The 26,064-nt window shown below is 66.5% G+C and carries 37 protein-coding genes; 3 read left to right on the top strand and 34 right to left on the bottom strand.

The features are described from left to right. Positions 1-431: 431 nt before the first annotated feature. The gene (locus V8J39_RS20015; RefSeq protein WP_336462740.1) at positions 432-734 is read left to right on the top strand and encodes a hypothetical protein; all 303 of its coding nucleotides are present in this window, start codon (positions 432-434) and stop codon (positions 732-734) included. A 214-nt stretch (positions 735-948) separates the two neighbouring features. On the opposite strand, the gene V8J39_RS20010 is transcribed toward V8J39_RS20015, so the two are convergent. The 4 genes from V8J39_RS20010 to V8J39_RS19995 all read right to left on the bottom strand — a co-directional run bounded on the left by V8J39_RS20010 (position 949) and on the right by V8J39_RS19995 (position 4,383). Further along, positions 949-1,197, bottom strand: coding sequence for a hypothetical protein (locus tag V8J39_RS20010; protein WP_336462739.1), 249 nt, complete (start codon positions 1,195-1,197; stop codon positions 949-951). A 180-nt stretch (positions 1,198-1,377) separates the two neighbouring features. Further along, on the bottom strand, positions 1,378-3,075 hold the full coding sequence (locus V8J39_RS20005; RefSeq protein WP_336462738.1) for an SGNH/GDSL hydrolase family protein: 1,698 nt from the start codon (positions 3,073-3,075) through the stop codon (positions 1,378-1,380). A gap of 265 nt (positions 3,076-3,340) precedes the next feature. Next, a complete protein-coding gene (locus V8J39_RS20000; protein WP_336462737.1) occupies positions 3,341-3,661 on the bottom strand; it encodes a hypothetical protein in 321 nt (106 codons plus the stop codon). After that, positions 3,658-4,383, bottom strand: coding sequence for a lysozyme (locus tag V8J39_RS19995; protein ID WP_336462736.1), 726 nt, complete (start codon positions 4,381-4,383; stop codon positions 3,658-3,660). The genes V8J39_RS20000 and V8J39_RS19995 overlap by 4 nt, the downstream gene beginning before the upstream one ends. 80 nt (positions 4,384-4,463) lie before the next feature. Here V8J39_RS19995 and V8J39_RS19990 point away from each other — a divergent pair, with 80 nt between their 5' ends. Beyond that, a complete protein-coding gene (locus V8J39_RS19990) occupies positions 4,464-4,658 on the top strand; it encodes a hypothetical protein (RefSeq protein ID WP_336462735.1) in 195 nt (64 codons plus the stop codon). 3 nt (positions 4,659-4,661) lie between these two features. Here V8J39_RS19990 and V8J39_RS19985 read toward each other — a convergent pair whose 3' ends face one another. The 19 genes from V8J39_RS19985 to V8J39_RS19895 form a co-directional block, all read right to left on the bottom strand. Beyond that, positions 4,662-5,399: a hypothetical protein gene (locus tag V8J39_RS19985; protein WP_336462734.1), complete on the bottom strand. Its 738-nt coding sequence runs from the start codon at positions 5,397-5,399 to the stop codon at positions 4,662-4,664. Positions 5,400-5,552: 153 nt separating this feature from the next. After that, positions 5,553-6,212, bottom strand: a complete 660-nt coding sequence (locus tag V8J39_RS19980; RefSeq protein ID WP_336462733.1) for a hypothetical protein — start codon at positions 6,210-6,212, stop codon at positions 5,553-5,555. Next, positions 6,212-7,093, bottom strand: a complete 882-nt coding sequence (locus tag V8J39_RS19975) for a hypothetical protein (RefSeq protein ID WP_336462732.1) — start codon at positions 7,091-7,093, stop codon at positions 6,212-6,214. The genes V8J39_RS19980 and V8J39_RS19975 overlap by 1 nt, the downstream gene beginning before the upstream one ends. After that, positions 7,093-10,941: a tape measure protein gene (locus tag V8J39_RS19970; protein ID WP_336462731.1), complete on the bottom strand. Its 3,849-nt coding sequence runs from the start codon at positions 10,939-10,941 to the stop codon at positions 7,093-7,095. Before V8J39_RS19970 ends, V8J39_RS19975 begins: the two co-directional genes overlap by 1 nt. 84 nt (positions 10,942-11,025) lie before the next feature. Continuing rightward, a complete protein-coding gene (locus tag V8J39_RS19965; RefSeq protein ID WP_336462730.1) occupies positions 11,026-11,697 on the bottom strand; it encodes a hypothetical protein in 672 nt (223 codons plus the stop codon). A 65-nt stretch (positions 11,698-11,762) separates the two neighbouring features. Further along, positions 11,763-12,224, bottom strand: coding sequence for a hypothetical protein (locus tag V8J39_RS19960; protein WP_336462729.1), 462 nt, complete (start codon positions 12,222-12,224; stop codon positions 11,763-11,765). Positions 12,225-12,226: 2 nt separating this feature from the next. Next, a complete protein-coding gene (locus tag V8J39_RS19955; RefSeq protein WP_336462728.1) occupies positions 12,227-12,625 on the bottom strand; it encodes a hypothetical protein in 399 nt (132 codons plus the stop codon). A gap of 87 nt (positions 12,626-12,712) precedes the next feature. After that, positions 12,713-13,162: a hypothetical protein gene (locus V8J39_RS19950; protein WP_336462727.1), complete on the bottom strand. Its 450-nt coding sequence runs from the start codon at positions 13,160-13,162 to the stop codon at positions 12,713-12,715. 83 nt (positions 13,163-13,245) lie between these two features. Beyond that, a complete protein-coding gene (locus V8J39_RS19945; protein ID WP_336462726.1) occupies positions 13,246-13,470 on the bottom strand; it encodes a hypothetical protein in 225 nt (74 codons plus the stop codon). Then, on the bottom strand, positions 13,467-13,739 hold the full coding sequence (locus V8J39_RS19940) for a hypothetical protein (RefSeq protein WP_336462725.1): 273 nt from the start codon (positions 13,737-13,739) through the stop codon (positions 13,467-13,469). The genes V8J39_RS19945 and V8J39_RS19940 overlap by 4 nt, the downstream gene beginning before the upstream one ends. Positions 13,740-13,748: 9 nt before the next feature. Beyond that, positions 13,749-14,036, bottom strand: a complete 288-nt coding sequence (locus V8J39_RS19935) for a hypothetical protein (RefSeq protein ID WP_336462724.1) — start codon at positions 14,034-14,036, stop codon at positions 13,749-13,751. Continuing rightward, positions 14,033-14,410, bottom strand: a complete 378-nt coding sequence (locus V8J39_RS19930) for a hypothetical protein (RefSeq protein WP_336462723.1) — start codon at positions 14,408-14,410, stop codon at positions 14,033-14,035. The genes V8J39_RS19935 and V8J39_RS19930 overlap by 4 nt, the downstream gene beginning before the upstream one ends. Continuing rightward, positions 14,410-14,811, bottom strand: a complete 402-nt coding sequence (locus V8J39_RS19925) for a phage tail terminator-like protein (RefSeq protein ID WP_336462722.1) — start codon at positions 14,809-14,811, stop codon at positions 14,410-14,412. Before V8J39_RS19925 ends, V8J39_RS19930 begins: the two co-directional genes overlap by 1 nt. After that, positions 14,811-15,218, bottom strand: a complete 408-nt coding sequence (locus tag V8J39_RS19920) for an HK97 gp10 family phage protein (protein WP_336462721.1) — start codon at positions 15,216-15,218, stop codon at positions 14,811-14,813. The genes V8J39_RS19925 and V8J39_RS19920 overlap by 1 nt, the downstream gene beginning before the upstream one ends. Further along, positions 15,218-15,601 (bottom strand): hypothetical protein, encoded by a 384-nt coding sequence (locus V8J39_RS19915; protein WP_336462720.1) that lies wholly within the window; start codon positions 15,599-15,601, stop codon positions 15,218-15,220. The genes V8J39_RS19920 and V8J39_RS19915 overlap by 1 nt, the downstream gene beginning before the upstream one ends. Further along, positions 15,594-16,040, bottom strand: coding sequence for a DnaT-like ssDNA-binding protein (locus V8J39_RS19910; RefSeq protein WP_336462719.1), 447 nt, complete (start codon positions 16,038-16,040; stop codon positions 15,594-15,596). The genes V8J39_RS19915 and V8J39_RS19910 overlap by 8 nt, the downstream gene beginning before the upstream one ends. A gap of 3 nt (positions 16,041-16,043) precedes the next feature. Then, positions 16,044-16,199 carry a hypothetical protein gene (locus tag V8J39_RS19905; protein WP_336462718.1) on the bottom strand — a complete coding sequence of 52 codons (156 nt, stop codon included), beginning with the start codon at positions 16,197-16,199 and terminating at the stop codon, positions 16,044-16,046. A 60-nt stretch (positions 16,200-16,259) separates the two neighbouring features. Continuing rightward, complete coding sequence (locus V8J39_RS19900; RefSeq protein WP_336462717.1) at positions 16,260-17,273, bottom strand: hypothetical protein; 1,014 nt, start codon at positions 17,271-17,273, stop codon at positions 16,260-16,262. 3 nt (positions 17,274-17,276) lie between these two features. Continuing rightward, the gene (locus tag V8J39_RS19895) at positions 17,277-17,957 is read right to left on the bottom strand and encodes a hypothetical protein (protein ID WP_336462716.1); all 681 of its coding nucleotides are present in this window, start codon (positions 17,955-17,957) and stop codon (positions 17,277-17,279) included. A 132-nt stretch (positions 17,958-18,089) separates the two neighbouring features. Between V8J39_RS19895 and V8J39_RS19890 the strand changes: the two genes are divergently transcribed. Further along, a complete protein-coding gene (locus tag V8J39_RS19890; protein ID WP_336462715.1) occupies positions 18,090-18,371 on the top strand; it encodes a hypothetical protein in 282 nt (93 codons plus the stop codon). 2 nt (positions 18,372-18,373) lie between these two features. Here V8J39_RS19890 and V8J39_RS19885 read toward each other — a convergent pair whose 3' ends face one another. The 11 genes from V8J39_RS19885 to V8J39_RS19835 all read right to left on the bottom strand — a co-directional run bounded on the left by V8J39_RS19885 (position 18,374) and on the right by V8J39_RS19835 (position 26,008). Next, entirely contained in the window at positions 18,374-18,643 is a 270-nt protein-coding gene (locus V8J39_RS19885; protein WP_336462714.1) for a hypothetical protein, read from the bottom strand. Positions 18,644-18,651: 8 nt separating this feature from the next. Next, positions 18,652-19,680 (bottom strand): phage head morphogenesis protein, encoded by a 1,029-nt coding sequence (locus tag V8J39_RS19880; protein WP_336462713.1) that lies wholly within the window; start codon positions 19,678-19,680, stop codon positions 18,652-18,654. After that, positions 19,673-21,085: a DUF4055 domain-containing protein gene (locus V8J39_RS19875; RefSeq protein WP_336462712.1), complete on the bottom strand. Its 1,413-nt coding sequence runs from the start codon at positions 21,083-21,085 to the stop codon at positions 19,673-19,675. Before V8J39_RS19875 ends, V8J39_RS19880 begins: the two co-directional genes overlap by 8 nt. Then, positions 21,085-22,338, bottom strand: a complete 1,254-nt coding sequence (locus V8J39_RS19870; protein ID WP_336462711.1) for a terminase large subunit domain-containing protein — start codon at positions 22,336-22,338, stop codon at positions 21,085-21,087. Before V8J39_RS19870 ends, V8J39_RS19875 begins: the two co-directional genes overlap by 1 nt. Continuing rightward, positions 22,316-22,627: a hypothetical protein gene (locus V8J39_RS19865; protein ID WP_336462710.1), complete on the bottom strand. Its 312-nt coding sequence runs from the start codon at positions 22,625-22,627 to the stop codon at positions 22,316-22,318. The genes V8J39_RS19870 and V8J39_RS19865 overlap by 23 nt, the downstream gene beginning before the upstream one ends. A gap of 5 nt (positions 22,628-22,632) precedes the next feature. Then, positions 22,633-23,157 (bottom strand): HNH endonuclease, encoded by a 525-nt coding sequence (locus tag V8J39_RS19860; RefSeq protein WP_336462709.1) that lies wholly within the window; start codon positions 23,155-23,157, stop codon positions 22,633-22,635. A gap of 492 nt (positions 23,158-23,649) precedes the next feature. After that, complete coding sequence (locus V8J39_RS19855) at positions 23,650-23,829, bottom strand: hypothetical protein (protein ID WP_336462708.1); 180 nt, start codon at positions 23,827-23,829, stop codon at positions 23,650-23,652. 14 nt (positions 23,830-23,843) lie between these two features. After that, positions 23,844-24,497, bottom strand: coding sequence for a hypothetical protein (locus V8J39_RS19850; RefSeq protein ID WP_336462707.1), 654 nt, complete (start codon positions 24,495-24,497; stop codon positions 23,844-23,846). A 403-nt stretch (positions 24,498-24,900) separates the two neighbouring features. After that, a complete protein-coding gene (locus V8J39_RS19845; protein WP_336462706.1) occupies positions 24,901-25,032 on the bottom strand; it encodes a hypothetical protein in 132 nt (43 codons plus the stop codon). After that, complete coding sequence (locus V8J39_RS19840; protein ID WP_336462705.1) at positions 25,029-25,637, bottom strand: hypothetical protein; 609 nt, start codon at positions 25,635-25,637, stop codon at positions 25,029-25,031. The genes V8J39_RS19845 and V8J39_RS19840 overlap by 4 nt, the downstream gene beginning before the upstream one ends. Beyond that, positions 25,634-26,008 carry a hypothetical protein gene (locus tag V8J39_RS19835; protein WP_336462704.1) on the bottom strand — a complete coding sequence of 125 codons (375 nt, stop codon included), beginning with the start codon at positions 26,006-26,008 and terminating at the stop codon, positions 25,634-25,636. The genes V8J39_RS19840 and V8J39_RS19835 overlap by 4 nt, the downstream gene beginning before the upstream one ends. Positions 26,009-26,064 lie beyond the last annotated feature (56 nt).

Raw genomic sequence — 26,064 nt, 5'->3', positions numbered from 1 at the left:
TCACTCTGCAGCCACGACAGAACTAAACAGAATCGTTTGCACAACAATCATTGCGTGCAACAGTCACTTCGCTCGGAGAGGGAGCGTGTCATTCGAGTTGGTGCTGGTAGCGCAAAGGTCGCCGAGGCGGTGGAGCCTCCCTATTGCTAGGTGCTTTTCGGCGCGATGGTCATTGGTTCAGTACTGGCCATCGCAGCCGGAGCGGCGCCAATCGCGGCGTGTACCGAGATGCCCGTCCTTGCGCGGCGCGTGACCGACGGCGGCAATGGGGAAATCATACCGCCGCCGGGCGCAGCCGATGAGGACACATCAGCCGCAGTTCAACTTATGCGATAGCGCTTGGATCCATGCCGCCTGCAAAATAACCCATGGTGGAATCATGCTTAACGACCCAAGGTTCCGACGCATGTCCCCACAAGGAGGGTGACGCCGTGCCGCGCTATCGGGTCACTTTTCAGATCGCTCACAGGCCAGGCACCGAGCAGGTCCGCAAGGACATCTACGCCGCAGCGCTCGTCCTGTCAGATCAGGGCTGGCAGATGCAGACGCCGACGTCGGTCACCTTCGAGAGCGACTTCGATATCGACCTGATCGCAGAGGTGATGCGAGACCAGATCCGGCTCGATCTCGATACGGTGACGATCCGCAGCTCCGAGCTGGAGATGCGTCGGATCGTCGGGCGCCGCGACGACCTGGGGGAAGCCGTCGGCGCGGCGGTGATCAGGGTGGTGTGAGTGCTCTGGCAACACCGCTAGAGACCCGGCGACAGCCTTGGTCAGGAGAACCGTCGCCGGCGCGCGGCGATCCCGAGAAAAGCTTGCACTGCCGCATCGGCACTAACACTGACCGTCAAGGCCCGCATCTCCGACTTCATTGAGGACGGTCCGCAGGTCCGTGAAATCCTCACCCGCAGTGCAGCGGAGGAGGCCAGCGAGACTGGAGACGGGCTCAGGTAATCCCCGACAGAGCTGGCGACTTGTCACTCCGCTGATGGGCCAGAACGATCTGAGTAAAATTGTCGGCGATGGCCGATGCGGTCGCAACGCTGTACCCGATCTCCATCATCCGAAATCGGATGTCCTCTCTGGACATCTTCGCCAACTCGATAGCTGCCTCACGGTAGGTCGGGGTCAAACGCTCGTCCACGCTTTCGCCGGGAATGTACGTGTGGCGGTCTCCCAAGACATAGCGGCTCATGCTGCAAGCTCCGTAGACGTTGTGACAGCGGCGTGCAGGTCCCAGTAGCGATCCTCGATCAGTGAATAGGGGGTGATCCGCGGGTGCGACTGGAGAAGCGCGGAGAGGAAGCGTGCCTCTCCCGCGGTGCAGCAGAGGAGGCCGGCGAGGCGGGTGGCGAGGTGCTCAGTGGTCATGGTGTCACAGGTGCTCCAGCAGCGTCGCGCTCACATAGCCAAAGATGCTCCCGGTATTCGCGGTCCACGACAGCCGAACGGTGCCGTCGGCGGGGACGGTGATGGGCGCGAATACCCCCATATTGGACGCTGCGCTCGTAGCCGCGTCGATCACCAGCTGCTCCCCGCCCGTGAGAGTGTAGAGACCCTTGCGATCCGTTGCAGACGAGGCTCGGGTGGCCACTGCCGTCACCCGCACCGTGTCGCCCGGGCAGAGGTGCCGCCAGGTGATCTCGTTTGTGAAGCCGGGTGCCGCCGCCAGGTACCCACCGAGCAGCTCGGCGAGCTGCAGCCGCGTGTCGGCGATACGTGCAAAAGCGCCGGTCCCGCCGCCACCCGTATCCGAGCTGACGCCGTCGCTCGGCGGGCTGCCCCCAACGCGCGCGCCGTAGTGCATCCAGCCGTCGAATTCGGACGCCAGGTCGTATGCGCCAGCACCCATGCCCTCGTCGCCGTACAGGCTGATGACCTTCTGGTATTGCAGCGACGAGCTGGGAACCATGAGCGTGCGATTGGTGCCGCCGTACCCGAAGCGGTATACCCGTCCGGTCCTTGTGGTGGGTTTCGTTTGACCCCGGGCACGCGCTGCAATCTTGGCCAAGAGCTGCCTACCGTAGAGATCGACGTTTGCGGTTGTCAGGTGGATGCCATCCGCGAGCATGATGTCCTGTAGCGGAGCAGACCACGGATACATGTCGAAGAAATACTGCCCGTCAGCGATATGCTCCGGATAGGCGGCTTCGGCCTTCGGGATGAAGATGTTTTCGTTGTACGGGAGCGAGCCATTGGCCTCGGTGGACGGGTCAGACGTTACCGCCGGGGCGTCCGAGTAGTACCGCTTGTGCGGGATGCTGATGATCTGCGCTGACGCCGCAAGATCAAGCTCCGCGATGAAGCCGTCGTAGCCGGTGGAAATAGCCGTCGCGCCTCCCGGGTACGGGCGGTTATCGGAGATGTCGTTGCCCCCGGCCACCGCAGACAGCAGGACATCAGAGCCCGGGAAGTCGGTTCGGGCCGTGGCTGCCTGCGCAGTGATGGCGGAGATGGTCGCTCCATCGATCGCGTAGCTGCGGAAGGTGACTGGGGTCGTGAAGCCGACCGCCGCCATATACGGCTCCATCCAAGCGGATTTCGTAGCGGTGTTTTGCCCGAATGCACGAGCCGGCAGGCTGTCGCCGAGCACGACAAGGCTGGACTGGGTGAGGAGCTCGGGCATGGCGACGAACTCTCCGCCCGCCGCCTCCCCCACCGTCGCCAGCGCGCTGCCCGAGATCGTGCGCCCCTCGCCGTCCGTGCCCGAGGCCATGAGCGCGATGGGTGCGTCGGCGGCCGCCCCGCCAGGCACGGTGAACGTCCGCGTTACGGTACCGGTGGTGCCCGAGCCCGAGAGCGTGACGGGGGTGCCGCCCACCGAGACCGAGGCGCTGGTCAGCGTCCAGCCCGCGGGGCCGGTCATCGTCAGCGTCACGGTGTCGCCGGGGAGCGGCGACAAGCTCGACAGGAGGATGGTGATGCCGGGCAGACCCTGCTTCCAGCTCTCGAACTGCTGCTCGGGCGTGACGCCAGCAGCGGTGGCCTCTGCCTCGAGCAGCGCGATCGTGCGCTTGGAATGCCGCAGACGGTCGAAGCTGCGATGCCGCAGGTATTTCGGACGACGGGTCATGTTTTTCTCCGGTTCTGGTGCGCACGCAGCGCGATTTGCTCGGCGAGGCCGAGTTGGTTTCCGGTTCGGAACGGATGGTATTCAGCGGGCCAGCGCGGCGCGGGCCCCGGTGTAGGCGTCGACGGCGAGCCGCTTTTCCTCGCCGCATTCGATCAGGGCGGCGCCGATACGGCCGAGGCTCACCTCGTCATCCGCCACCGTCCCGCCGCGACTGAGAAGGGACGCCGGATGCGGGCACGGCGCCACGACTGCGGCCGGCAGCGGCTCAAGGCGCAGACCCCCAGCGCCGCTCCAGGCGCTGCATCCCGGCAGCATCGATGCCAGCGCGAGTGCCGGCAGGATCCTTGCGAGCCTCATTCTCGATCTCCTGTGCGAGCTGGTCGATGCGGCGCCGATCGGCTTCGAGTTCCGCCGCGCGGGTGGCGATCTCGTCGGCGCTGTCCTGCAGGCGGCGCTCGACACGCTGTCGGTCGGCGAGCTGGCGGGCGGCCTCGGCCGCGGCGCCGTGCGAGCGGCCGGTAAGGTAGGCAGAGCCCGTGGCGGCGATCAGCACCGCCAGCGCGCCGGCGGCGAGCCAGCCCGTCACAGGGCCGCGCCCTCAAGGCAGAGATCGCGCTCTTTCTCGCGCCGGATGCTGAGCCCACGGATCCGCTGCATCACGCCGTTCACCCGCCCCTTGTCCCAGAACAGGATCGCGTTGCAGGCCCCTGCCCTGTCCCCGAGCCGGGCGCGCTTGGCCATGGTCGAGTTGCAGAACCCTACCTTGCCGATGTTGTAGGCCGTCGAGGTGAATGCCGCGAGCATCGGCACGGGCAAATCCGGCAGGCAGGCGTCGATCGCGCCGTAGAACTCGAGCACCCGCGCCGAGAGCATGCTGTCGCACTCGGCGCGGGTGTAGCTCGCCTTCGGAATGCCCTGCGTCTCGCCCGCGCACCAGGTCAGGACGCCGACCGCGTCGTAATAGGGCTTCAGCACCACCCCCTCGTAGCCGCGGATTGTCGGCACTGCCATCGCCACCACCAGCGCTGCTGTCGTGGCCGCCGTGCCACGCCGGGTGCGCGGCAATCGCACCGCCCCGCTGTCATCCTTCAGGAAGTCCGGCAGCGAGGTCTGCGCGAGGATCCGCGCCACCAGCGCTGCGGCCGAGACCAAACCGGCCAGCGCGGCCGAGAGCCCCGGCTCGATCGGCAGGGTGTCGGGCGGCAGCATCGCCACCGTCACCTCGAGGCCGCTCAGGATGGCGGCCAGCAGGATGAGACGGATCGACCAGGCGTGCCGCAGCACCGCCTGCCAGTCATGGATCAGCATGGAAACATTCTCCGGCGAGAGTGATGGATTACGCCCCGAAGCGCGCTAGTTTCTTGGTTGCGCTTGGGAGGGCGCTGCCAATGGAAATCAGGGAAGAGACAAGGCCCGCGCAGGATGCGCCGGCCGGAAAGCCGCATGCGCCGCAGGCGGAGAGCGAAGGCCCGCCGTGGTGGCAGGCGAAGCGAGAAGCGATCGAGATCCGCAAGCGGATCAAGCGGGCCTATGAAGAGGCGCGCAGGTACCAGAGCAAGCGGGCGCCGCGGGACGGCCGGTAGCGCTCAGCCCGGCGGGAAGATCTGGAACGGAGCCGTCGGAGACCGCAGCGGCGGCACGTTCGGGCAGTCCGGCCAGCTCAGGAGCAGGTAGGCCCGCGCGAACCTGTCGGGTCCGGTTGGGGCGATCCCCTGGTTGATCGGGATCCGCGCCATGAAGCGTGCCGCGATCGGCGTTGAGGTGATGTTCGCCGAGACGCTGCGCCCGTCAGCCGCATCCGTGCTCTTGTCGACGAAGGCGTGGTTGAAGCCGTCCGGGTCGACGAAATAGGCGACCGACTGGGGCCGGCCGCAGTCGCGCGACTTGGTGAACAGGAACTCGAACCGCACGAAGTCGCCGATCTGGCCCGAGGTGACCCGGAGGCTGTCGTCGACGATCTTGATCGGCGGCACCCGGTCCTCGCGCTGCGACTTCTCGAGCGAGGCGATCCGGTCGACCACCCCCTTCAAGGTCTCGGCCGTCTGCGACAGCGTGTTGCCGATCGTCGCCAGCGTGTCCTGCTGCTGGCGCAGGACGGTCGCCTGTTGCTCCTGCGTGTTCGCCTGCTGCGTCTGCGTCGCCTGCACCGCGGCCAGCGTCGCCGAGACGTCGGCCGTGCCGAGCTGTTCCTGGGCCCACTCGGTCACCCTCGGGCCGGTCCAGAACCACAGGACCCCAGCCAGAGTGCCGATTGCGAGGGTTGCCCCGGCCATCGAGGCCACCGCCCTCGCCCAGAATAGCCACGTCGCATCCTTCACGGGCATCGGTTTATCTCCGGCCATGTCTCTCGCTCGTAAAAGTATCGTCTTGAAGTTCAGGTGCGGCGCAGGATGCCCAGCAGCAGCGCCAGCCAGTATTCCTGGCTCCGTTTCACGGACGCCTCCGTCTACCGCTCGTCAGGGTCGTGTCACGGTGGATCAGGCGTGCCAGATCATGGTGCCGCGGAAAGTCGCCGTGGCCGCCCCGCTCACGAACACGCGGATCGCGTTCGCGGGACTGGCCACGCTGACATGACCGGCTCCAATGCTCACCTCGTTGACGGCTGTGCTCGTCACCCCCCTGCGAATGAGATCGATAGTGACAAGGCCACCTGCGCGAAGTGATTTCACCGTCATGCTACCGCTACCCCCGGCGTAGGCGGTGCCGCATGGCGTCGTGAGCGGGAAGTAGGTCGAAGAACCATCGGACCCAGAGACTGCCCCACCGCTCTGCGTCAGGATGCTTTGCGTGAAATAGGTCGATGTGGAGATGAATGCGCCAGATGGGCCGTTAATACCCAACTGCATGGCCAAGAAGCCATTATTGGTGTCCGGCTTGAAGTAGTCGGTCAAAAGCTCCCCGCGCGTCGCGCCAGCCGGCACCGCGAACTTGTATTCGCTGCCGCCCGTCACGTCGATGATCTCGGGTGCCGGAGCGATGAGCCCGTATTCGAACGCATTCCAGTAGGCAGCAAGGTCGTTCATCGACGCCGCCACCGCGTTGAGCTGCGGCCACACGCCGTCCGCGCGCGATGGGAAGGTCGCCGGGTCCGCGGTCGAGGGCAGGTTTTCGATGATAGGCACAGTCGGTGCGGGCATCAGGTCAGACCCTCCACGGTCAGTTCAGCGAAGCAGAGCCCGTGCTGCAGCGGGATGCGGAAATTCTGGAAGATGCCGTAGACCACGGTGCCGTAGTCGTTCAGGCGCTCATCGGCGAGGTAGACGGACGGGACGGCGCGAATGCCTCTCAGGATCTTTCCGACCCGGCGCGTGTCCTCTGGCGGGAAGGCGAACTGGAAGGTGACAACGTCGGAGAAGTCCCGTTGCACTACGTTCAGCTTGCCGAACTCGTCGCGCTCCTTGGTCGAGTAGTCGTCGAACCCGACCTCGGTCCCGACCTGCGTCACCCCAAGCGCCTGCAGGTATCCGGCCACGATCTCGGCCGCGCCGGAGCTGCCGCCGCCGGCATCGAACGTGATCGTGACATCGGTCCCGGCGACCGCCGGAAGATCGGTGAGGATCAGCTGATCGTCGTAGTCCGGTTCCCAGGTCGTGTAGCTCCACCAGTCGACGATCGCGCTGGTGTCCACAACGACGTGCGTCTGGTCGTAGAGCTCGGTCGCGCCGTCCATGACCTCGACCCGCACGCTGATGGCCTGGATGCCGAAGATCGCGAGCGCCGAGGCCCGGGTCGCCATGGTCAGCGTCCAGCTGGTGTTGCCGGGGCGCGACACGACCTGCCCGAGGGTCTGGTCGAACGGCTTGGCTCGGTCTGTCGCTCCGACCTCGACCCACCATGTGCCGTCGTCGGCCACCGGGTCATGCCCACTGCCGGCCTGCACCGCCTGCCATACCTGATCCGACGCGGCGGTGACGGCGCGATCACCGACCGCGTAGCTCGTGCCGCCCGACCACTCGGCGTAGTCGTCGGGCAGGATCGAAGAAGTCCAGCTGAAGCTGGCCGGGATGACCACCTTCATCAGGAGGCCGCCCGCTGCGGCGGAAGGCCGATCTTGTCGTCTTTCACGGCAAGGCCCTTCATGGTGTAGAGGTGGCTCTCGATCTTCAGGAGAAGCTGGCGGTTTTCCTCACGCAGCGCGCGCAGCTCGGCGGCCGAGGCTTCGCCCTGCCCCGCCGCGCTCTCGCTCGGGCTGTAGATGGACGCCGGGCCGGTCACGACGGACGCCGCCGGAGCGCCGCCAGCGGTCGCATAGAGGCTGCTCGTCACCCGGGCCGCCTGCGTCGCATAGTCCAGCTGGCTCGACGCTCCCGCCTTGAGCATCGTCAGCAGGCCATCGGCGGCGCTGGTGAGGTCGCTGGTAGCCCCTGTGTCCCCGCCGCGCACTGCCATCGTCAGGCGATTGAAATCGGACCAAGCGGCGGCAATAGACTGCCCGCCGGTCGTCAGGCTGTTCGCAGATCCCGTCAGGTCCGCGATGAACCGGAGGATCGAGGATCGGCTGTCATCGAGCGCGCTGGCGAGCTTCTCCTGCTCTGCCGCCGCGCTGGCTGCCGCGCTCTCCTGCGCCGAGAAGACCGTGTCCATGTAGGTCGCGATCTCGAGGAAGCTCAGGGTGGTCGCGTCGAAGGCCCCGCGGGTCTGGTAGAGCATTTCCTGATGCGCCATGAACGCGGCGCGATCGGCAAAGGCCGCCGTCGTGTAGCCATATTGAGCCAGGCGATCGTTGGCCTCATTGATGGCTTCGCCCACCTGACGATCCGCGCTGTAGTAGGCCTGCTGATAGCGGTTCCACGCGCTCTGGCCGGCCTGAGCCGCTTGCTCGGCTGCCTGCGCTGCCTGCTGAGCCGCTTGCTCGGCTGCCGTGAACACCGTGTCCATCGCACCTGCGACACCCAGCAGCGTGGCGTAGTTGCGTCGACCCGCCTCGCTCATGAGGTCCTGCGCATCCACCAGCGCGCGGAAGCCATCCCGCGTGTCAGGCAGCGCCATTCCCAGCGCCGCGAGCGCCGATGTCGCCTGCCGCGTGGTGTTCGCGATCTGCTCGGCCTCGCTGTAGAACGCGCCGTAGTAGGTGCTGGCCAGGCTGTTGAGATTGTCGAGAGAGCCGAACAGGTCGACCAGGTTCGACGCCGCCTGCGCGCCGGTAAGCCCGACCATCGTGAACCGCGAGCCAATGCTGTCGAGCACCGCATTCACGCCGCTCAGGTTCTGCGACACACGGGTCAGCGCCGCGCTCGCCGTCTCACCCGCCTTCTGCAGCCCGGTCCCGGCCAACGCGAGCGCCGCCATCTTCTCGCCAGCCTTGCCCAGCTCATCCTGCAGCCGCGCGGTGATCTCGTCGCCGCTCATGTCCTTGGTCGAGAAGTCGAACTTGTGCCGGAAGCCCGCGAGAGCCGCCTCGGTGTCGATGCCGAGCTGGGCCGCCGCGCCCACGATGCCGGTCTGGATCTCGGCGAACGCCGCGGCCAGAGGGTCCTCGACCGACGACGACAGGCCCTTCCGCTTCGTGCTGCCGCTGCTGAACAGCCCACCGGAATAGATGCTCTTGCTGCGCCCCTCGAAATTGTAGTCGGCGAAGGTGCCGTCGATGCGGGTGTCCTTTAGCTTCTGGCCGAACAGACGATTGGCGAGCCCGCCCAGAGCACCGCCCACGAGACCGCCCAGCGGCCCGAGAGTGAGCGCACCGATCCCGGCCCCGACCGAGGAAGTGGTCGTGCCGCCGAGACCGCCCAGCTGGTAGCCGCCAGCCAGCATGTTGCCGATCCCGACGCCGGCCAGCGCCGGGCCTGCATAGGCGCCAAGCTTGGTTGCGAAGTTGGTGCTCGCCGCGTTGGCATTGAGGCCCGAGGTGAACGTCGTCCAGCCCTTCGACAGCCCACCGTTGAACAGGTCGCCGATCCCGTTCTGGAATGCCGCCGAGAAGCCGCTGTTCAGCGGGCCAGTGAAGCCGCCCAGCATCTGCTGGCCGAAGCGCCCAAGCATCGACAGAGGGTTCAGCGATCCGCCGAGCGCCTGACCCGCCGCGCCGGTGCCGCTGGTGGAGACCCCGGCGACCGTGGCCGTGATCGGCATGACGATCGGGTTGGCCGCCATCCAACGGACAGCGTTGACCACAGCAGAGCGGAGCGTCGAGCCGAGCGCGCTGGCCAGCGACTTGATGTTCAGCACGCCGCTCTCGGCCCACTGCCAGCCGGCATCGGCCAGCTCGGACATAAGGCCCTTGGTCCCGGTCAGCTCCTCGCGGATCAGCGCCTGGGCGCGGGCGTATTCTTCCCCCGACAGCGCGCCGGCCCGGTGGAGCTTGGTGATCTCCTCGATCTGCTCGGCGTATTTCTCGGCCGGGGTCTGAATCCTCTCGCGCCAGCGTTCGGCCTCGTCCGCCAGCTTCTTGACGGACTTCGCCGCGCCGCCGGCCGCAGTGCCGACATTGGTGATGGCTGGCGCGGTGACGCCTCCGACCGTCTCGCCTTGTTCATTGACGATCTCGAGGCCTTTTGCGACCTCGCGAGCGGCTTTGGCGGCATCGGTGGCGGCGTTTGCAGAGCGCGCGAGCCCCTGCGTCACCTCACCAAGCATCGCGCCCCGAAAGCTGTCCGTCTGGAACAGCGTGTTGAACCCCTCCGCCACCTGCCAGGTTAGCTCCATGAACCCGCCGATGATCGAATTGATCGAGCGCAGGAAGAATGCCTGCAGGTCGTAGGCCGCGGCCTCCCCGGTCGCCACGAGCCAGCGGAAGGCGTTACCCAGGCCCTCGGTCTTGCGCGAGGCCTCCATGAACTGGAATGCCAGCTCGCCGACCACCACAACCAGCGCGCCAAATCCGGTTCTGGCCAGCGCCCCGCGCAGCAGGGTCAGGCTGCCGGTGAGCGTGACCGCGCCAGCGTTCGCAAGCGCCTGTGCCGCACGATAGGCGATCCATCCCGAGGCCGCGGCAGCTGCGTAGACGGCCACGCGATCGAGATTGTCGGCCAGAGCCAGAATGCCCTTCGCGACCGCGCCGCTGACGCCAATGGCGCTATCCATTTCACCGATGAGGACGGTGAAGCTGTCACGGAGCCGCCCCATTGCCTGGCTGATCGTTGGCACCGTCTGAGCCATAGCCGCAGTGAGGCTGTCGGTCTGGGACAAGATCGCGTCGAAGAACTCGCGCGACGAGATCTGACCGTCCAGCATGAGCTGCCGCAGCTTGCCAACCGAGCCGCCGGCCTCGTCGATCCCGCGCGCCGCGGCGAGGACCAACGGAAAGGCGCCTTCGAGCATCGAGTTGAACTCTTCCGCGCGCACCGTCCCGCCTGCCATCGCCTGCGATAGCTGCATCAGCGCCCCCGAGGCCTGAGCCGCACTGCCACCCTGCTGCGCCAGCGCCAAGCCCACGTTCTCCGTGAAGCGCATCACCTGCTGCTGGGACGCGCCAAGCTCGCCCGCCGACATCTTGAGGCGCTGGTAGAGCTGCACGGTCGCATCCAGGGGCGCGCGGGTCCGGGAGGCGATCGCGTTCAGCTGCTCCATCGCGGCGTTGACCGCGCTCTGGCTGCCCTCAAGCACGCGCAGGGAGTTGGTCATCTCCGTGTAGCGGTCCGCCGCGGACGCCAATGCGCCGAGGCTCAGCGCGGCCCCGCCCAAGGCAGCCATCCGGACGACAGCGGCGGCGGCGCCACGTTCAAGCCCTTGCAGCGCATCCGTCGCGCGCCGCACAGGGCGGTCCACGGCTTCGATCTGCTGCCCGGTGCGACCGGCCGACCGACCAAGGCGTGCAGCCCCGGCATCCGCACGCCCGGCGGCAGCGGTCATGCGGTCGAGATTGCCGGCGGCGGAAACCGCCTGACGGCTGTCGATCGCAAAGCCGAGGGTGGCGAGGTCGGTCATCATTGACCCTTTCGGATACGAAGAAACCCCACTGCCTCGCGGCGGTGGGGTGGTGTCTGGCTTGAATATTGCGGACTGCGGCCGCTACTTCACTCGCGCGCCGTTGGGGTTGAACACGATCTCTATCACGGACCAATGTCCGATCTTTTCCGGTGGCAAGTCATAGCCGTCCGCCCCAGCGCAACGAAGGATTGCGCGACGCGCCGCCTCAAAGGCTTGGGCGATAGCATCCTCAGATCCGCTGGACGCCTTAATCAGCTTTATCGAACCGGCGACAGGCTTCCCATTCGGACCAATCTCGGTTGCGGTCGTTATGGTTACTCGCTGTGCCTCGGAAGAAAGGGAACCGATATTCCAGCAGGCCTGAACGGCCGCAGACAAAGACGATTTCTCGCCGGCAGTCATCGGCGGGCCGCCAGATGATGCTTCTCCCGCCGGCCGAGCCTCTCCATCGAGGCGTAGTTCCCGACCGGCCGCTCGATCTGGAAGCTGTTCGAAGCTCATCCGTATCGAAACGCCTTCTCCCGGTTCCAATCCGCCGGCGATTTGCGCCGAACCGGAACCGACAGCCCACGGGAATGTGCGCCCGTCCTCCGTCACTCTGATCGCAAATTCGATGTCGGAAACGGCTCGGTCACCTTCATTCGTCACTTTGCACTCGGCCAGTCGGTCAGAGAGCTGTCGACAATCGCTTACGGTCAAATCTGCCGCCGCTGGCGACGCGACGAGGGCGAAAGCCCCGAACCATTTCCACATGACGCCCCCCGTGATGACTGGAGCAGTCTGAGCACCGGCGGGCACCAGTGGCAAGCGGCGGCTTCTCACCGCCGCCCCTTCCGCTTCTTCTCAGCCTGCGCCGCCATCATCCCGTCGAGGATCTCGCCCAGCGTCTTGCTGACCTTCTCGGGCTCCATCCGCGGCATGAACGGCGCCGGCACCTGCTGACCGTTCGACCGCTCGACCTCGGCCAGATATGCCCTGCTCATGGCCATCAGCGTCTCGGCCGCCCAGGGGTCCGGCTCGTAGCCGGTCATCCCGGCCCACGCTGCCAGCTCGCGCCACGAGATCGGTGCCGGGGCCATCCCTCCCGAGGCGAGGGGCCCGGCGTCCATCAGCCAGCCCGCAATGGCGTCGTCACCGTCCAAATCGGGAAGGTCGATCTCCTTCCCTTTCTTCTCCAGCTTCGCCCAGCGCGTCGGGCGATCCGGACCGGGCGACCCGTCCTTGGTCTTGACCGGCGCGTCCTCAGGCGTCGACAGCCACGCGTGCTGCCGCGCCCACAAGATCAGGCGGTCGCGCCGGTCCCGCTGAAGTTTCCCACGTCGGCCACGAACTCGTCGACCTGCTTGCGGATCCACGGCCGGGCCCGGTAGAGGCGCGCAGCGTTCGCCGGGGTGCAGTCCAGCGTCTCGCCGTCGAAGACGATGTTCGACCAGGCGACGGTGATCTTCGACAGCAGCTCGGCCGAGCGCGCCTCGCCGGCCTCGATCGAGAGCTTGCCTTTGGCGGCCTTCAGCAGATCCGAGGCAGCGGCGCGGAACTCACGGCTTTCCCCGCCCAGCAGGCGGATCGTGATCGGCTGGCCGTCTTCGGTGAACAGCGGCTCCAGCGTGATCGGGTTCTGCAGGTGAAGCTCGGCGCCGCGCGAGGCGTCGGCGGCAAGGTCGAAGGATGCGAGATCCATGTGTGTCTCCTGTGGTTCGGGATCGGTCCGGGCTGCGTCAGGTGGGCGGGAGCGGCCCGAACCAATCGCCCCCGCCCGTCACCGGCCTTACGGCGCGGCGATCTTGATGATCGGGGTGTTGTCCAGCTCGACCGTGCAGGTGGCGGTGACGACGTCATCCACGCCGGCCACGTTCGGGCGATAGGTCATCACCAGGCCGCCGCACCAGTAGACGGTGCCGTCCTGCAGCGTGATCTGGAAGAACACCGGCTCGTCCATCTCCAGCGCGGTCGCCATGTCCTGCTGGCCGGCGTCGTCCGGGTCCAGCGCCATGGTCGGCGACAGGGTGCCGTTGTTGTAGCTGCCCTTGCGCTTGCCCGTGCCGCGCTCGGCGAGCGGCATGTGGGTCACGAGGGCAAATTCCTTGCCGAATTCGCCGATGTTCGTGACCTCGCCGACGATGTTCGGGGTGAGCGCGGTGAAGCCGGCGGCATCGAACGTCGCCGGCGCGGTGAGGCTGATCGCGATGGACGCGCCAGCGGCGGATTGCCATGCCATGGGCAGGTCTCCTTAGGGTGCAAGAAAGCGCCGCGCGGGCGCGGTTGATCCGGGTTCGGGTTCGGATGGGTGGTCAGGCCGGGCTAGATGAGGCCCATTGCCTTCAATTCTGCGGCCGCTTCTGCCAATTCTTCAGGGGTGTATGCGCTGCGGAAGGACTCTCGCGCCACCGCCATCTGCGCATCGGTGGCGACCACGCAGGGTTCGCATCCGGAGCCCTCACCGAGCTTCCAAACTCGCCCGCACTCATGGCACCAGAATTCCGAGCGATCTTCGTCCCACATCGCGTACACGGGGTAGTCGATCACTTCGTCACCTCCAGCGCCCCGTCGAATTCCACGATGGTCTCGCCGTCGATCGTCTCGGCCGCGAGCACCTTGCCGGCGTAGGTCACGCCGTTCTCGAGGGTGAAGGTCAGCGTCGAGCCCTTGCGGGGCTTGTCGCCGCGGAAGACCGCGTGCGGTTTCATCTGGTTGCGGATCTTCATGGGCCGCAGCCGGACAATCTCTTTCTCGCCGTCGCCGTCCTTGCGGAACTCGCGATAGTCGCTGACGGCCTCGTGGGTGGGTTCGCTCATGTCCATCTCCTAAGCCAGGATCGCGGCCGTGAGGCTCACGTTGATCACCGTGCCGATCGCGATGGCCGGGCAGATCACCCGCATCACGATCTGGCCGTTCGTCACGCACCAGCAGTTGCCGATCACGTGGCCGGCGGGCAGGCCCGACAGCGGCTCGATCGAGTAGCGACGCCCCGGTATCGCCCACGGCAGGCCCGTGACCGTGAAATCTCGCGTCCCGGCCGTGCTGAGCGCCAGCGTCACCGTGTATGACCAGGCGAAGGTCGCGACCGTGTATCCCCTGCCCGGCCGGATCATGTGCCGATCACGCCCTGCATATCGACGTGGATGACCGGCGCGCCATCCACGCGAATGAAGCGCAGCGCGCTGACCGGGCCGCGATATTCCAGCGCATCCATCGGCCAGAGCGGCATGCCGTCCGTCGCGGTCGGGTTCGGCCCGTCGCCCCGGTAGCGCACCATGCCGCCTTCGCAGCGGATCTCGCAAAGCACCACGCTTGCCGGCGCATCGGATACCCAAGTCACCGTTGAGCCAGACAGCACCAGCCGTCGGTAGCCCACACCCTGCAAAGAGCCCGGCCCGACGTAGTTGCCGTCGATGTCGAAGCTCGCCACCGGCTGAAGTCGCTGCGGGGCCTCCAGCTGGGCCTTGTTGAGCTTGCGGGTGGCCATCAGGCGAAACCTCGGTAATCGACCGACACGGGCGTGCGCCACATGCCGCTGTCCTCGAACCCGCGCGAGACCTCGACCGCGTGCACGCGCATCCGCACGCCCTCGCTCGTCATCCAGAAGTCACGCGGGAAGTGCTCGGCGATCTGCCCAGCCCGCTCTCGGTAGACGGCGTCGAACGCGCCCAGCTCCGACACCAGCGCCAAGAGGATGAACCCGCGACGCTCCAGCACTGTGCCTCCTGACAGGCCTTGGCGCGCGGGCCGGTTGGGAAGGTGCCGCACCTCGACGTGCTCGGTGGTCGGCCGAGTCTGCCCCTGCTCCGGCCAGAACAGCGCGAAGCCTGGCAGCGTGGCGACCCGCGCCATCAGCGCGGCGTGGATGTTCCCTTCGACCGTCGCCATCAGAGCCTCGAGATCTCGGCGCCGACCGCCTTCACGATCTGGTCGAAGCGCTGCACGGTGATCTTGACCATGCCGGCCGGGGCTTGTCCGGAATAGCCATCCTCCAGCCGCTGGGCATAAGGCAGGTTGTTGACCAGGTAGATCGTCTGCCCGGCGACCAGCCGCTTCGTCACTGCGTCGGCCTTGCTGATCGTCGCTGTGCCGGCCTTGTCATCCACCTGCAGCGTGCCCTCGGGCACGGAGCCGATCGCGACCTGCCAGTTGCCGCGGAAGCGCCCGGTGTCGACGGGCGACATCAGGATCACCTCGGAAAACATATCCAGCGCGATCTTCCGGAAGGCGAGGTCCGTCTTCGCCTTGGCCTTGTCGGTAAAGGCGGCGACCTGCTTGGCGAAGGATCCGGCCATCAGAGCCTCCCGATGATGTCGAACAGCACTGCCTGACCGGCGGGGGCCAGCGCGTTGCAGCGCATGATCGCGAAATTCCCGTTCGCGCAGATGATCCGGTCCGTGGTCTTCGGCACCAGCGGCAGGTCTGCCGCGGCGACGTAGATCTGCACGTCGGTCGTTTGGATCGTCGTGTCCTGCACGTTCTGCCCGACCTGCCGGCCGTCGATCGGCAGCACGACCAGCGTCGCGGGGGTGTCGGTCTCGGTCACCGTCCCGCCAGTCGGATCTGCGGGCCCGCCGCCGGTCGTCTCTCGCCGCCGCACCGCACCGACCTGGCCAAACTCGGCGATCAGCTCCAGCGCGTCTGCTGCGGCCTCGGCGTAGTCGAAGGGCTCAGCCACGGGTCACCGCAAAGTTGGCCGCGCCCGCGGTCGAGCCGATCATGCCGGACAGCAGCGCGTCGATCATGCCGAAGCTGGGCCGCGCTCCCGATGCGGTGGTCGGTGTGGCGAACTCGGTCTCGCGCTCCAGCGGGCCCACCTTGCGGCGCTGAGATTTCACCTGCGCAGCGGGTGACCAGTCCGGCAGCAGCGACCCGGGCGAGACCAGCTCGCGCATCGCGGCCTCGACAATCGCGAACTTCACCTCGTCGGGGGCCGCGTCGTTCTCGAAATCCGTTTTCCACCGGCCATTGAACCGGCCCGCGATGTAGCTCTGCCCCCGAAAGAGCGCCGCCGTCTTGTCTTCGTCCGTGCCGGTCCACGAGGCATAGCCCCGCGCGCTGGCGTAGGCGTCTGCCTCGGAGATGGTGACGGCGAGCTCGATCAGGGACAGCGCCATGGGTCAGGTGTCCTTGGTCTCGGTCGTGGTGTCGGTCGACGCTTCGGTCGCCTTGGCCGAGGTCCGCTTGCCCTTCTTCTCGGGCGCGCCGACCTTGATCTCCTTCTCGGAGCCGGTGAAGCCCCAGCGGGCCTTCTTGTCGGGGGTGGTGACAGCCATGGTGATGGCCTCCAGTTGAGGGGGATGGTCAGGCGGCGAGCTGCCCCGCCGCCGTCAGGATCAGGCCTCGGTCAGGCCGGTGATCAGGAAGGACATCGGCACGTTCTTCCGCGCCAGCTTGCGGTCCCAGTTGGCCGCCAGGGCGAGATCCGCCCACGACGCCGACATCGGGTTGGATTCGACGCCGTTGCCCGAGATCGTGGCCGAGGTGAACTCGTAGCCCTGCGGGTGCAGCAGCATCGTCCGGCGGGACCACAGGGTCTCGGTGCCGCCGCCATTCGCCCGGTCGGGCTGACGGTCGTATTCCTCGCGGACCTTCGGCGAGCCCTCTCCGTAGCCGATGGCCCCCGGGTTGAAGAGGATCGTCAGGAAGGTGCGCGAGGCACCGGCGCCGAAGACAGGCATGCCGTCGTCGACCACGATGCGGCGGCCGCCGTAGGTCGCGATCATCGTGTTGTTGTCGGCATCACGCACGAAGTCGATCAGCTGGGCCTTGCGCAGCTGGCCGTAGACCACCGAGTGCATCGCGATCGCGCCGCCGGCGGTGGCCATGTCGCCCATGGTCATCTCGGCGTCGATGATCGAGCCGGGGGTGATGATCGCGCCCGAGGTGGTGGCGACCATGTCCGAGGCATCGTTGGCGACGTTGTCGTTGTAGATGCCGACGGCGGTGGCGATGACGCGGCGCTGCGCCTGCTGCATCCAGAAGGTGTCCAGCATGCCGGCGATGGCCCGCAGCGGATCCGCCTTGTTCAGCTCCGCGACCAGGTCGGCCGAGCCGAAGCCCTCGTTCAGGTAGGCGACGCGGGCCTTCTGGATGTCGGTCGAGATCGAGCGCGGCACGGCGATGTCATCGTACTGGTCGTTCGAGTAGTTCGGCTCGATCGACGCGTCGATGCGCTGCCAGAAGGGCACGTTGATGATGTTCGACGCGCCGCGGGCCAGTTCGGTGATGATCTGGTTCGACGCGATGACGCCCGACTGGAAGAACGCGGTCTTCTCGACCGGATCCTCGGTGAGATAGCTGGCGAGGATGTCCTGGTTGTAGACGTCGCCAAGGGTGGTGATCGGCATGAGTTATCTCCGCTGTGCCTCGGCGAGAAGCCGCCGGAATTTCTGGGGATCCTTCGCCTGCAGGTCCCGGCGCTCGGCCTCGGACAGATCGGCGAGTTTCTCGGTCGCGGCCCCGCCGCTGCCTCCGGGGGCCCCGCCCCCGTTCGACTGGTTGCCGTCCACAAGGAACGGATAGGTGGCGCGCAGGTGCTCCAGCACCTTCGCCTTCTCGACGGTCACGCCGCCGATCTCGTAGGTGACGCCGCCTTCGCCGTGCTTCAGGAACGGCGCGGCCAGCCCTTTGAGCACGTCGGCCTTCGCGGCATCGCGGGTCAGCTCGACGCCGAGGGCATGAGCCGCCGCCGCCATATCGCGCTTGGCAATCGAGCCGCGGGTGGTGGCGTGGGCCTCGCGCTCGGCGTTGAGATCCGACTGCGCTTTCTCGTAGAGGCTCTGGAACTCTCCCGCCTTGCGCTGGCGCTCGGCCTCGTCCTCGGCCTGCTTGGCCTCCAGCGCCTGGCGCTTCTCGCGCTCGGCTTTGGTCTCGCCCATCAGCTCGGCGACCTTCGCCTTGAGCCCGGTGACGTCCTCGCTCTGCGGCCCTCCGTCGAGGTCCAGCACGAACTTCCCGTCCTTCTCCTTGTAGAGAGCGCGCACGGCTTCGTCGGCCTCGTCCAGCGAGGCCAGTTGGTATTTCAGCGGCATGGTGATGATCGTCCCTGACGATGTGCGCTCAGGCCCTGCCCTTGCGCTGGTGATCGAGCGTCTAGCGCTCGGAGAATCATTGGCACCGCCCAGAACGCGTGGCCCCATGACCCGCGCAACTAGGAGACTTCAATGACTGTTTTCGTGCTGACCTATGACCTGATCAAAGAGCGCAGCCCTGCCGCCTACAAGCCGCTGATCGACGAACTCGAGCGCCTCGGCGCGCATCGCTACCAAGCTTCGTCTTGGATGGTGAACCTGAGTAATACGCCCAAAGAAGCTCACGACCACTTCAAGGGATATCTGGATGATAACGATAAGCTCTTCATCTCAGAGCTAACCAAGCTCCACCACTTCTCCAATGCGAACGCTGGCACGAACGACTGGCTTCGACGGAACCCACCAACCCGCTGAATTCAGATCAGGTGGGTGACCTTGCCCCGGGAGAGGCACTCGACGCAGATCAGGCGCTTGGTCCCTCCCTGCGGCTTGCCGTCCTTGAGCATCCGGCCCGTCTTGACCTCCAGCGTGGTCGCGGTGGCAACGCCGATGTCGACCTTGCAGACGTGGCAGAGCAGCATCTCGATCCGGCCCTTCGCCGGCGCTCTGCCGCCCGCACGCTTGGGCTTGCCGTCCTCTGCAGGACCGCCTTCGATGACGCGGAAGCGGGAAAGCTCGTCAGCCATGCGGCCGACTATGCCTCAAGCCTCCTCAGCTCGTCCAGCGTCAGCTCGCGCCCTGCCCGATCGACGAACCGGTCGAGCTTCATGCCGTCCCGGAACAGCTTGGCCTTCTCGACGCCCAGCACGTCCGCCTGGAACTCGTTCGACTGGCGGCGGAGCCAGCCGTCATAGGTCTGATCGCCCGGAACCTGCCCGTTCATGCTTGCCCGGGTCGCCGGGGGCAGATCGTCGATGTCGAAGCCCAGCTCTCGCCAGCTCTTGGTCACCGGTGCGGTTGTGCTCCGGCAGTTGTGGTGCGCCGGCGGCCGCGGCCCCTTGTCGACCGGGTAGACCTCGCCGTCCCGGGCCCGACAGACCGCGCTCGTACGGCCGTCCAGCGTTGAAACCCAGCGGATCCCCTTGATCAGGTCGCCGTTGGCCTCATAGGTCGCGTTCCGCGCGACGTTGGCCGTGTGGTTGATCGCCGTGCGCACGATGGTCGCCGCGTCGCGCCGGCTGATCTGCAGGATCCCGTCCTCGTACTGCCGCGCCCGCGTGCCGCGCACCCGGCGCACGATCTGGTCGACCGTCTCGCCCTCGACGAATCCGATCCGCACTGCGTCCCGCACCCGCTGCGCCGCGCCAGCCTCGAGCCCGGCCATCCACTCGCGCAGCAGCCGCCCTTGGAAAGGCCGCGCCATCGCCGCCGCGTAGACCTGCTCCCGCGCCGGGGTGACGACGTCCAGCCGCACCGGCAGGCTGCGGTCGATCGTGCGCGCCTGGAACTCGGCCTCGTACCCTGCGAAGCTCTCGACCTCTCGGCCCAGCATCGCGGCCAGCTCCTCGTAGGCCCCGCGGTTCATCTCCCGCACCGCGTCTAGCAGTGCGTCGACCCTGGCCAGCGTCCATTCCGTGTCCAGCTCGCGCAGGCGCTTCACCAGGTCGTCGTTCGTCCGGTTCAGCAGCGCGATGATCCGGCGCGCGACGCCAGCCGAGAAGCGCCCGAGGTAGACCTGATGACGGACCTCGGCGTCGAAGATCGTCTCGTTGACGTCAGGCACCGATCGCCCCCAGCGCCGGGCCCTGATCGGCCACGTCCTCGTCGATCTCCTCGTCTGTCCGGTCGGCGTCGATGAAGTCGGCCTTCCGCAGCGCGCGGCGATAGTCCCGCTTGGAGATAATCCCGCGGTCCAGCTCGTTCAGCATCACCGTCCGGGTCTGCGGGTCGAGCGTCTCGTCGAAGAACTCGGTGTTCAGCTCGAACAGCACCTTCACCGGGTCGCCGCCCATGAAGAGCGCCGCCCACTCCAGACACTGCTCGATCCCCTCGGAGGCGTTGCCGACGACATTCGACAGCACCGAGCTTTCGGCCGAGGCCTCGATCCGCGCCGCCTCTGCCGTCTCGGCCTGGCCGCTCTTGCGGATGATCTGCGCGCCCAGCTCGGCCATCTCCTCGCGGAGGTCTTGCAGCGCCTTGGACAGCGACGTGCTCTCCGGCGCGCTGGCTGTGTGAAAGCTGCCGGCGGGCCCGAGGAAGACGCCGGTGGGGGCCCCGACCTTCACGCCGTTCGGGTTGGCTGCCTGCCAGTCCTCGACGCTCAGATCCGACGAGATGCCCAGCGTGAGCTGCCCGTGCACGAACAGGTTCTCGCGATGGTCCGCCGAGGTCTGCCAGTAGGCGATCGCGTGGTTGCAGAGATGCGTCAGCGGCGCGGCATCGACGTCGGCCCGGTTCGTCTCGCTGCCGATGATCACGAACGGGATCTCGCCCCAGGCGGTGCCGTCCGATTTCTTCGGCTCGATGACCGACCCGACCAGATCGAAGCTCTCGTCGTAGACCGTCTGCGTGTAGCGCCCCTCGGACAGCCGCAGCACGCGATACTGCTTCACGACCTCCTTCGCGAACTCGTCGTCGCCATCCTCGGCGAACTCCTGCAGCACGACCATGACCAGCCGGTGCCGGTTGCCGACCTTGGCCACGCGCCAGTTCAGGATGTTCTCGGCCGCATAGGTGGCGAACATCGCCCGGGCCCCACTGCGCTCGACGTCTTCGGCCGATGCTCCGGGCTCCGACGCCGGGTAGTCCACCAGCACGCCGATCCGGCCCGCCTCCAGCTGCTCGCCCACGACCTCCTTGCAGACTTGCTCCAGCGAGGTGCCGGTGCCGTCCGCGTCCTCGAGCAGATACTCGATCTGCGGGACCAGCTCCTGCTTCTCGGGCCCCTTGCGGAAGACGCTGCCGATCAGGCTGGCCTTGGTCCGTTCGGGAGCCGCATACCACAGCGCGCGCTCCAGGTAGCGCTCGTAGCGGGCCGTGTTCGCTGCGCTCTCGTCCTCGGCGTTCGGCTTCGGCAGGTAGAGCTCGCCACCGGCCTTGATCGCCGCCTGGCCCTTCACCGCATCGCGGTTCCGGCGCCAGCCATCGACGGCGGCCTGATAGAGCGGGTGCGTGCTGTTCACGGGCATCAGTAAGCGAACCTCACGTTCGGCGCGGCCATCGGCTTGCGGACCGGCATCAGCCAGACCATCGGATAGCCGCCCGCGTCATTTAGGTGGTCGTGCCCGCTCGACTTGTCGGGCTCGCCGTTCTTGTCATAGGCCTGCTGCTCCAGCGCATCGGCGAAGCGCGGACAGGCCCTGTCGTTGATCCAGAGCCGGCCCTTCTCGAAGCCGGTGTTCATCGACAGGATCCGGTCCTTCACCGCCGGGTTGCTGTCTTTCGCTCGAACCGTAAGCCCTGCCTGCTTCAGCAGCGCGATGTCCGAGGTCGAGGCGTTCACCGTCTTGCGGCTCTTGCCGCTGGCGTCCGGGTAGACCGTGACATGGTGACCGGGCCACTTCGCCCGGATCGTGTCGATCAGCGCCGGCGTGTCGACGATACCGCCAAGCTCGGCCACAGCGTGCCAGCCGTCGGGTCGCTCGACATAGACCACCGAGGCCATGGCGTTGACGTTGAAGTCCTGCCCGATGTGCAGCGGCTCGCTCTCGCGGATCACCTCGGAGGACCGGCAGCGGACCCGGCTGAAGTTGCGGTAGACCGTGCCGCTGGTCAGGTTGACGAACTCGCCCATCAGGTAGGCGTCGATCAGCTCCTGCGGGTAGCTGTCCCGGAGCGACTGGATGTAGTCCGGAGGCAGGAAGGCCTCGTTCTCGTAGGTGCTGGCCTGCACCATGCTATAATCGCGCTTCGGGGCGCGCTTGAACGTGTCGTAGACGAATTTGAAGCCCTCGGGCGTCGTCGTCACCCCGATCCCATTGACCACGCCCGGCACCACGAGGCGCATCCGGGCGATGATCTTGCGCCAGGCACTGGTGGCCTTGTCCTTGGCCATCACGTCGATCTCGTCGACCAGCCCGCGGGCGATCTTGAAACCGACGATCCCGCCCGGCTCGTCCATCGACCGGCAGATGATCGTGCCGTAGTAGCCGCGGCCCCGGTAGAGCTCGATCTCCTTGTCGGCCGACTTCACCTTGGCCCGAAAGCCGAGCAGCGTCGCAGCCTCGTCCATCGTCGGCCAGAAGGTGTCGCGGATGTCGCGATAGGTCGGGGCGAAGTAGCCCTGCGCCACTCCCGGGTGAGCCCCTGCGAAGAGCCCGAGGTCGAGGCAGCCGACGAATGTCTTCCCGCTGCCGAAGCCACCGACGTAGGCCCTGAACTTCGTGTCGAGCCCCGAGAGGAAGATCCCCTGCGGCGCGCTAACCCTCAGATCGTGTGACACGGACGTCCTTGATCGGCGCGGCCGCCGTGATGGTGATGTTCAGCGCTGGCGCGTCGTCTGCACTCGGCCCGGCGTCCTTGGTAGCGGGCTTGCCGTAGGCCCGGTCTAGGATTGCGTTTGCAGCCGAAACGCGAGCCGCTTCGCTCTCGCCCTCCCTTGCAATCTGCACCAGAGCATTCAGCGCGGCGGCCACATGGTCCTTCGCCATTTCCGCGATGTCGCGCTTCGCCTTACTGACGACGCCTGGCTTCCGACCAGCGCCGGAGCGCCTTCCGCCGTGCTGTGCCATCTTGATTACCTTGATTGTTTTTCAAGGTGGCCAGGATGGTGTTCCTCAATGTGGCACGCCTTGCAAAGGGTGGTGCCGTTATCGAGATCGAGCCGAAGTTCGGGGAAGTCGGCCCAACGGGCGAGATGGTGAGCCTCGAGGTCCTCGTCAGCGCCACACTTGGTGCAGGTCAGCCCGTCTCGATAGAGAACTGCTTCACGCCACTGCCTCACTGCGTGGTCGTCGCGCTCTGCGAGCAGCCCCTTCACCTCAAGCGGAGCATTCCTTCGCCAGCCAGGAAACAGGATGTCGAGAATGAACCCGCAAGCCGCCCTGTTAATCGGCGGCTGATCAGCATCACAGACCACCATCGCTGCTGCGACCGCCATCCCGCGCTCGAGTTGCGTGAGATCTTTCGCCTTTGCGGGGGTCGCCCGAGTTACCTGGATCAGTCCGACATGCTTGGCGATGAGCGCCAGCGCCCCGACCTTTGCATGAAGCTGCTGCTTGGCACTCAGGGACGGCCCCGGCCCTGCCGGTTTCGTGCCCATGTCGCTGCCCTATGTGAGCGCCAGCCCTGCCAGCGCGGTTTTGTCATCCCCGCCTCTTGGCGTCACCACCAGATGGTCATCTCCCCCACCGCCTGCGGCTGTGTGACGACCCCCTTCGATCCGGCGCACATTGCGCTTGTGAATGAAGGTGCGGGCGGTGGGGTTGGGGTGAGGCGCGTCAGCCCTTTTGGGACGGGAGCCCCTGCTGAGAGGGGTTGCAACTGCTCTCGTCGGCCGCGCATCGGATCAGCCCGCGCCGGGAGGACGAACGCGAGCTGATCGGAAGGCGGCGATCGGTCGGCCCGCTTCCGCGTCATGCGCGGCCCTCGCCGTTTAGGTGCCGATCCACCTGCTACAGTATCCCTGTAGCCGCCGGGGCCAAGCCGCCCCACTGAGCATCCGCCAGATGGCGGAAAAGCGAAACGCGCCGCAGGTTTTCCCGGGGCGCGCCAACTCTCGATGATGCCAGAGTGGGATATTTTTGCTTAAAGGTCAAGCCTTATCGTAGATCGTCACCAGCCCTTCGGAAAACAAGTCGATCTCCGGAAACCTCTCGCGAAACTCCCTAAATGCTAGAGCATGCTTTCGCGCGAGATCGTCCTCTCCGATGAACTCAAAAACATGGCGATAGAGAGTTTCGCCTTTCAACTTGAACTCGATGGAAACTTTCATTTCAGGTATCCTTTCTAGGCTACGCCCCGATATATCATTCGCCGCCCGGTAAGCCCATCCGAGACACAGCGCAGAGCTGAGATGAGACCTCGCGCCGCGGCCAGATCCAGAACGGTTTCATCGTCAATCACGGTCTGGATCGCGCAGTTCATCGACGCCGTGTCAGTATATCCAAGCCAGCCGCGAACCCGCATCCAGGCGGACACGGCCTCGCGATCTTTCTCTTCATCCGATCGCTCATCCTGCGGCGGAGTCTCGGCATCAGCCTCCAGCGCGTCAATGGGCAGCAGAAGGCGCATGCAGACGGCGTGGCGGCTCGGGGCCCCGATGGCGCGGTCATAGGACAGCTGCACCCGGCGCATGTGCTGGATGGCGTCCCAAAGCTCCAGTCGCTCGTCGGCACTGGTCACCATTATCGCCATCGCCCGTCCGGCCTTGCAGCCGTTCCACGGGGCGCGCATGTCGCGGATCGCTCCGGCCGAGATTTCCTTGCCCATTTTCCTGCACCTCACCTGCAGAGCCTTGATGCTGGGGTCGCGCTCGGCGCGTTCCCGGTGGATGTGCCCGTCCTTCTCGCGCCTGGGCACGGGGGCCAGCGCGAAGGGGTCGTCCTCGACCTTGGCTTTCTTCGCCTTGCGCTTGGCCGATTTGCTGTAGGCGTAGGTCATGCTCTCGTGTCCCTGTGCTCGATTTCCGGGGCCTGTGGTGGCCTCAGTCGTTGTTCTGCGGTGCGGGGCCGGATTTCGGCTCAGGGGCCGCGTGCGGCGCGCTGTGGGGCGCTGGCGGTGGTCCGGGAAGGCGTGGCGGCTGACCCGAGCTTTCGGGCCGCCTGTGGGCGTGGATCATGGGTCGCATCGGCCACACCCACTTCTTGCCATTCCACAGGTTTTGCTTGCCATCACGGCGGCGAACCCATGCCAGCCACTCGGCAGTGGTGAGCCAGTGGTCGTTCATGTCCCACGCGACAACAGCCAAAGTGTCCCGTCCTGAGCCCATACCCCACGGCCGACGCGTCTCGGCGTGGTATCGACTCGGGAGTCTTGCGCCCTCTCGGTCCATGCGGCGGGACATCTACCGGCCCTCCTGCTGTGCTGAGAGGGCGCGTGCGGCTTCGATCTTCGGCAGGGCGTCGATGTAGGTGACGCCGAGGAAGAAGATGACGCTCAGCGCGGCGAGCGAGACGATGGTGAGGTCGATCTTCATGCCCCGCCTTCCGATTTCGGCGCCGGGGTTCCGCCCTTTCCTGCTTGGCTGTGGCGCTGATTTCCGCTGTGTTCGGCGCCGCCCTCCGTGACTGCGGCGCGGACGACTTTGGCGGCGTCCCGGAACGCGCTTTCCCGCTCGCGGTGGCTGATGATGTCGCCCTCGACCGTGGCGACCATCGCGTCGTGGTCGGCGCGCAGTTCCATGCCTTCCAGCATTTCCGCCGCCGCCAGCATCCCGGCGCGGTGTCCTTCGATGCGGGCTTGGTGCGCGGCGACGCTGTCGATGTGCTCGAACTTCTGGTTGACCATGTCGCGATAGGTCATGTGCCAGTGCTCATGGTGGTCCCGCTCCTTGCGCAGGGCGTCTCGCTCGGCGCACGCACGTTCCCATCTCTCGGAGTAGTCCGTAGCGGCGGAAAAGTCAGCGCCGACAGCCTCCGCCAGCGTATCGCGATCAAGGGCGAGGGCGCGGATCATCTTCGACGCGTTCAGCCGGTCCACATGCAGGCGACGCAGGATGTGGGTGATCTTCTCCTGCGGGTCGTAGCTTCGATCCAGCAGCGCCGCCGCCATCCGCTCGGCTTCTTCGGTCGTGATGGTCATGGGCGGGGCTCCACGATCTCGAGCATGTCGGGGGTCAGAGACCCGCGCCAGCCAGAGGGCGCGGAAGACGGCGTGCCGTCCTTCTTGATCTTGGCCAGCTTCACCCGAACGCGCGGCCGATGGCTGTGCTGCCATTCCTCCTCAGCGCCAACGACGAAGTAGGCCTCCGACGACACGCTCCCGCCATTCCTGACGCGCACCAGCGTCTTTCCGATTTCAATGCCCTTGGCTTCGACCTGCCGAACCGTCTCGGAAACCATGGCGTCGGCAGCTCTCTGGCGTGCGACATTGGCGTCGCGACGGGCCTGCGTTGCCTTGGCGTCTGCGACCTCAAATTGCCGGATCAGTTCTTTGATGCTGTGCTCTGTCACGCGTCGATCTCCTTGGGTTCGGTCGGCGGCAGCGTCTCGCCGTGCTGGGGGCATGT

The organism is Frigidibacter sp. MR17.24, assembly GCF_037095655.1.
In the GTDB taxonomy this organism is placed as follows: Bacteria; Pseudomonadota; Alphaproteobacteria; order Rhodobacterales; family Rhodobacteraceae; genus Frigidibacter.
Note: the sequence above shows the minus strand (reverse complement) of the source record. Positions and strands in the feature narration are given on the sequence as shown.